5 protein-coding genes are annotated in these 4067 nt (G+C 67.7%); 2 read left to right on the top strand and 3 right to left on the bottom strand.

The genetic code is table 11. From position 1 onward, the window contains the following. Positions 1-241: 241 nt before the first annotated feature. Both ABZU69_RS36915 and ABZU69_RS36910 read right to left on the bottom strand, forming a co-directional pair. Entirely contained in the window at positions 242-703 is a 462-nt protein-coding gene (locus tag ABZU69_RS36915; RefSeq protein WP_354968843.1) for a hypothetical protein, read from the bottom strand. 211 nt (positions 704-914) lie between these two features. Further along, positions 915-1523, bottom strand: coding sequence for a helix-turn-helix domain-containing protein (locus ABZU69_RS36910; RefSeq protein WP_354968842.1), 609 nt, complete (start codon positions 1521-1523; stop codon positions 915-917). 112 nt (positions 1524-1635) lie between these two features. Between ABZU69_RS36910 and ABZU69_RS36905 the strand changes: the two genes are divergently transcribed. After that, the gene (locus ABZU69_RS36905; protein ID WP_354968841.1) at positions 1636-2634 is read left to right on the top strand and encodes a zinc-binding dehydrogenase; all 999 of its coding nucleotides are present in this window, start codon (positions 1636-1638) and stop codon (positions 2632-2634) included. A 347-nt stretch (positions 2635-2981) separates the two neighbouring features. Next, positions 2982-3572, top strand: coding sequence for a DinB family protein (locus tag ABZU69_RS36900; protein ID WP_354968840.1), 591 nt, complete (start codon positions 2982-2984; stop codon positions 3570-3572). A 350-nt stretch (positions 3573-3922) separates the two neighbouring features. Here ABZU69_RS36900 and ABZU69_RS36895 read toward each other — a convergent pair. Beyond that, a partial coding sequence (locus ABZU69_RS36895; protein WP_354968844.1) for an IS3 family transposase occupies positions 3923-4067 on the bottom strand: 145 nt, incomplete at its 5' end.

Raw genomic sequence — 4067 nt, 5'->3', positions numbered from 1 at the left:
AATCTCTACGGCGGATCGAGACGGTCGGGCCGGCGATAGCCGTCTCCGGCAAGCCTGGCTGTACGCCCAAAGCTGCCAGCACGGATTGCGGCATGTGCGGATATTCCAAGACCGGCGCACCTCAATACGGCTCGGGAACAGCCACTACCAAGCCATGGGCCGGATGCCGTAAGGCGGTTTGGGTGCTGATGGCGTCGCGACTGGTCGGCCGTTACTCAACGGGCGCCAGTGGCCGTCGGAATCAGTCGCCTGAGTAGCCCCAGAAGTAGATCTCTGCGGGCTTACCCGCGTCGTCGTGCAGGACGGCGCAGCGCCCGAACCACCGGCTACGGACGAGGTCGTCGATGGCGTCGATGTGCGCTCGTGTTAGCCGATCGGTTCCCGCCCGTTCCTTGGCTTCCGCTGCCGACACGGGCTCGACGGTACGGTAGTCCGGCCCTTCCCCGGGCCCCAACACGTGGTCCATGTCGAGTATCGAGTGGGTCCCGCACTCCTGGACGTATTCGTCGGCGAATAGCTCCGTGATCGTTTGCGGCTGTGGGCGCCGCTCCTCCGGAGGCACCCAGTCTGCGCCGAGGCCCCAGTAGTAGTCGCCCTCCGCGAAGACCCTCTGCCGCAGCTCTTGAAGCGCGCGGTCCAGGTGCGGCTGGTAGGGGACAAAGTAGCTCCACGCAGATGCGCCCACGACGTTCTGCCTTTCCATCACGGCCTCCGCGGTCGGCGGCGGCTAGGCCTGCCCGGGGACCTTAGCGGCCACGTCCGACAATCCCTCCATGAAGGCCAGCGCTGGGCATGAGCGCGGACAGCGGCAGATCCGTGCACCCGTTCATGGCTCCGCTGTCAGAGGCTCGTCCCGATCTCACGGTCTGTTCGGGCACCCTCGAAGGCACCGATCGCGAAGCGGCAGCGCACTGTCATCGCGGCATGAGCGTGTCCCAGGCGGCCATCGCGCAGGTGATGACCGCTTCCAACTCGGCGCGGGTGGCGCCGTCGCGGGCTTGTACGGATAGGCCCTGCACCACGGTGGTGTAGTAGCGGGCGATCGCGTCGAGGCTGGCGGGCGGCGCCGTGAGGTCGCCGTCGGTGACGCCGCGGGCGAGCCGGTCTTTGATGGTGGTGTGCTGGTCGCGCCGGCGGTCGGCCAGGAACTCCCGGACCGTGTGGTTTTCCACGGCGCCGGTGGGCGCGGCCAGTACGAGCATGCAGTAGTGCGGGGTGTCCGGGCGGGTGATCTCATCGGCGGTGGCGCGCAGCATGGCGTGGATCGCGGCGCGCGCGGTCGGTTGTTCGCGCAGCGCGCGCCTGGGCGGCTCGCCAGAGGTCGTGCCATAGAGCGCCATGACCTTGCGGAACAGGTCCTCCTTGCTGCCGAAGCATGCGTAGATGCTGGCCGAGGCGATACCCATGGCCTCGGCCAGGTCGTTGAGCGAGGTCCCCTCGTAGCCCCGTTCCCAGAACAGGTCCAGCGCCTGGCGCAGGGCGGTGTCCGGGTCGAATGTGCGCGGCCTACCGCGAGTAGCCATCGGGATGCCTCTCCGTACTTGTTTGTCGTTCGATCAAGTTTACCTTGACCTGCACCGCACGGCCGTGCCACGATCTGTTGGTCGTTCGATAAAGAAAAAGGAAGCCGATGCCATGAGCCTTCCCGCAACCATGCGCGCCCTGCAGCAGACATCCCTGAACGGCCCGCAGGACCTGCGCCTGATCACCGACGCACCGGTACCGAGCCCAGGCCCGGGCGAGGTCCTGATCCGGGTCACCACCGCCGGCGTCAACTTCGTCGACATCTCGCAGGCCCGCGGCACGTTCGCAGGCGGCCCGCAGCCGCCGTATCTGGCGGGCATCGAAGGCGCCGGTGAAGTCACCGCCGTCGGTGAGGGGGTGACCGACCTGGAGACCGGCGCCCACGTCATCGGCGTCGGCATCGGAGGCGGCGCCTTCGCCGAGTACATGGTGCTGCCCGCGGCCGCCGCGGTCCCGGTGCCGGCAGGCTGGGCCGACGAGCAGGCGCTGGGCCTGGTCGTGAGCTGGCCGACCGCGCTGGCGGCGCTCAAGCCGCTGGGCGGCGTCGCCGCAGGGCAGACCGTGCTGATCCACGCCGCTGCCGGCGGGACCGGCCAGGCCGCGGTGAAGATGGCCAAGCACTACGGCGCGACGGTGATCGCCACGGCCTCGCCAGGCAAGCACGAGGTGGTACGGGCGCTGGGCGCCGACCACGTCATCGACTCCCGCGGCACCAACCTCGCCGCCGACGTCCTGCGGCTGACCGGCGGCGCGGGCGCCGACCTGGTGCTGGACTCGGTCGGCGGCGCCACCCTCGACGCCAGCCTGGCCGCGACCAAGCGGGTCACCGGCCGGGTCGTCGTCTACGGCCTGGCCGGCGGGGAAGCCGCGATCACCAACTGGGAACTCGTCTACAAGCACCAGATCCACGTCATCGGCCTGAACATCGGCATCCTGATCCAGGCCGCACCGCAGATCTTCGGCGAGGTCATGGGCCAGTTGTTCGGGCTCCTCGCGGCCGGGGTGCTCGGCCCCGGCCAGCCCACCATCTATGAGCTGACCGAGGGGCCGAAGGCACTCGCGGAACTGGAAGCCCGGGCCACCGTGGGCAAGCTGGCACTGCGGCCCTGAGCAGACCATGACGCCAGTTGGCGGGTCCCCGGCACTTCTGAGCAGCCACGTAGGGACACGGCCGCCGCGATCATCACGCGTGTGAAACAGGATCAAGACGCGGCAGTCGCTGCTGCACCCGCCGATGAGAAGCCCCCGGCAGTGGGGCGACGCTGCCTGCCAGTACAGCGGCACGGTGGGCTGTCCAGCGTTACGACAGGAACCCTCGCACACATCACGATCTCGGACTGCCGTATTAGCCGACGCACTCTCATCGGCAGATGAGGATGCCAACCGCTTCAGCCGGGCGCTGATCTTGCCGACGACACCTCGCACGATGGCTCGGCGCATAAGGAAGACTGGCGGGCATGGCTGACTTCGGCGATGCGAAGGCTGCGCTGCACCACTACCTCCAGGCGACTCGCGAAGACCTGATTTGGAAGCTCGACGGGCTGAGCGAACGCGAAGCCAGACTGCCGCGCACCGCGACCGGCAACAACCTGCTGGGAGTCCTTAAGCATTGCCTCAATGTCGAAGCCGGCTACTTCGGGCCTACCTTTGGGCGCGAATTCCCGACGCCTGAGGAACTGGTCCCCATGCAGGCGTTCGAGGAGGACCCGCAGGCAGACTGGTACGCGCGGGAGGAGGAGACGAAGGATGGGCTGATCGACCTGTATCGACGTGTCGGGGTGTTCGCGGATCAGACGATCGAACAGCTACCGCTCAACGCGCCGGGGCGGGTGTCGTGGTGGCGGCCAGGCGGACAGGCCGTGACACTGCAAAGGATCATCGTCCACGTGACCTGCGACCTCGCTCGTCACGCCGGTCACGCCGACATCATGCGCGAGCAGCACGACACGGCGATCGGCCGGCGGCGGGAGAACACCAACATCCCTCACGACTATGACTGGCCGGCGTACGTCACCAAGCTGACGAAGCTGGCTGACCGCTTCGGATAGCCGCCCGGTCCCCGTCGGTACAGTCGGCGAGTTCAGCATCCGCTCTTCGGCACGACCCGACGGCCTCGGCGCCGCGGTCGCTTACCCAAGGTGACACCCGGTCGGCGGCAGATGAGGATGTTGGCCCGGGACGGGCAGCAGAGCAAGCCTCCGTGCAGCATCTAGTTAGGCGACCGGATCGCGTCCCACCCGGTTATGTCGCACTGACCGCTGATGGCGTCTGCATCCCAGGTGTATTCAATCTCGGGCAACTCGAACCCTGCGGGGAAGCGCACCATGCGGGCCGCTGTGGCGTGCCCGCCAGCTTTGGTGTAGAAGGCTGTCAAGCCCCGGGTTTGATGGAGAGTTGGTTAGCTGGTTTTCAGGGCTGCGGTGACCGGCTGGGTCATCGCGTGTAGGGCCTCGTGTTCGGCGGGCGGGATGTGCCCGAGCTCGCCGTGCAGGCGGCGGTTGTTGTACCAGTCGATGTACTCGACGGTGGCCATCTCCAGGTCG

Source organism: Micromonospora sp. NPDC005206 (genome assembly GCF_040608175.1).
Taxonomy (GTDB): Bacteria; Actinomycetota; Actinomycetes; order Mycobacteriales; family Micromonosporaceae; genus Micromonospora.
Note: the sequence above shows the minus strand (reverse complement) of the source record. Positions and strands in the feature narration are given on the sequence as shown.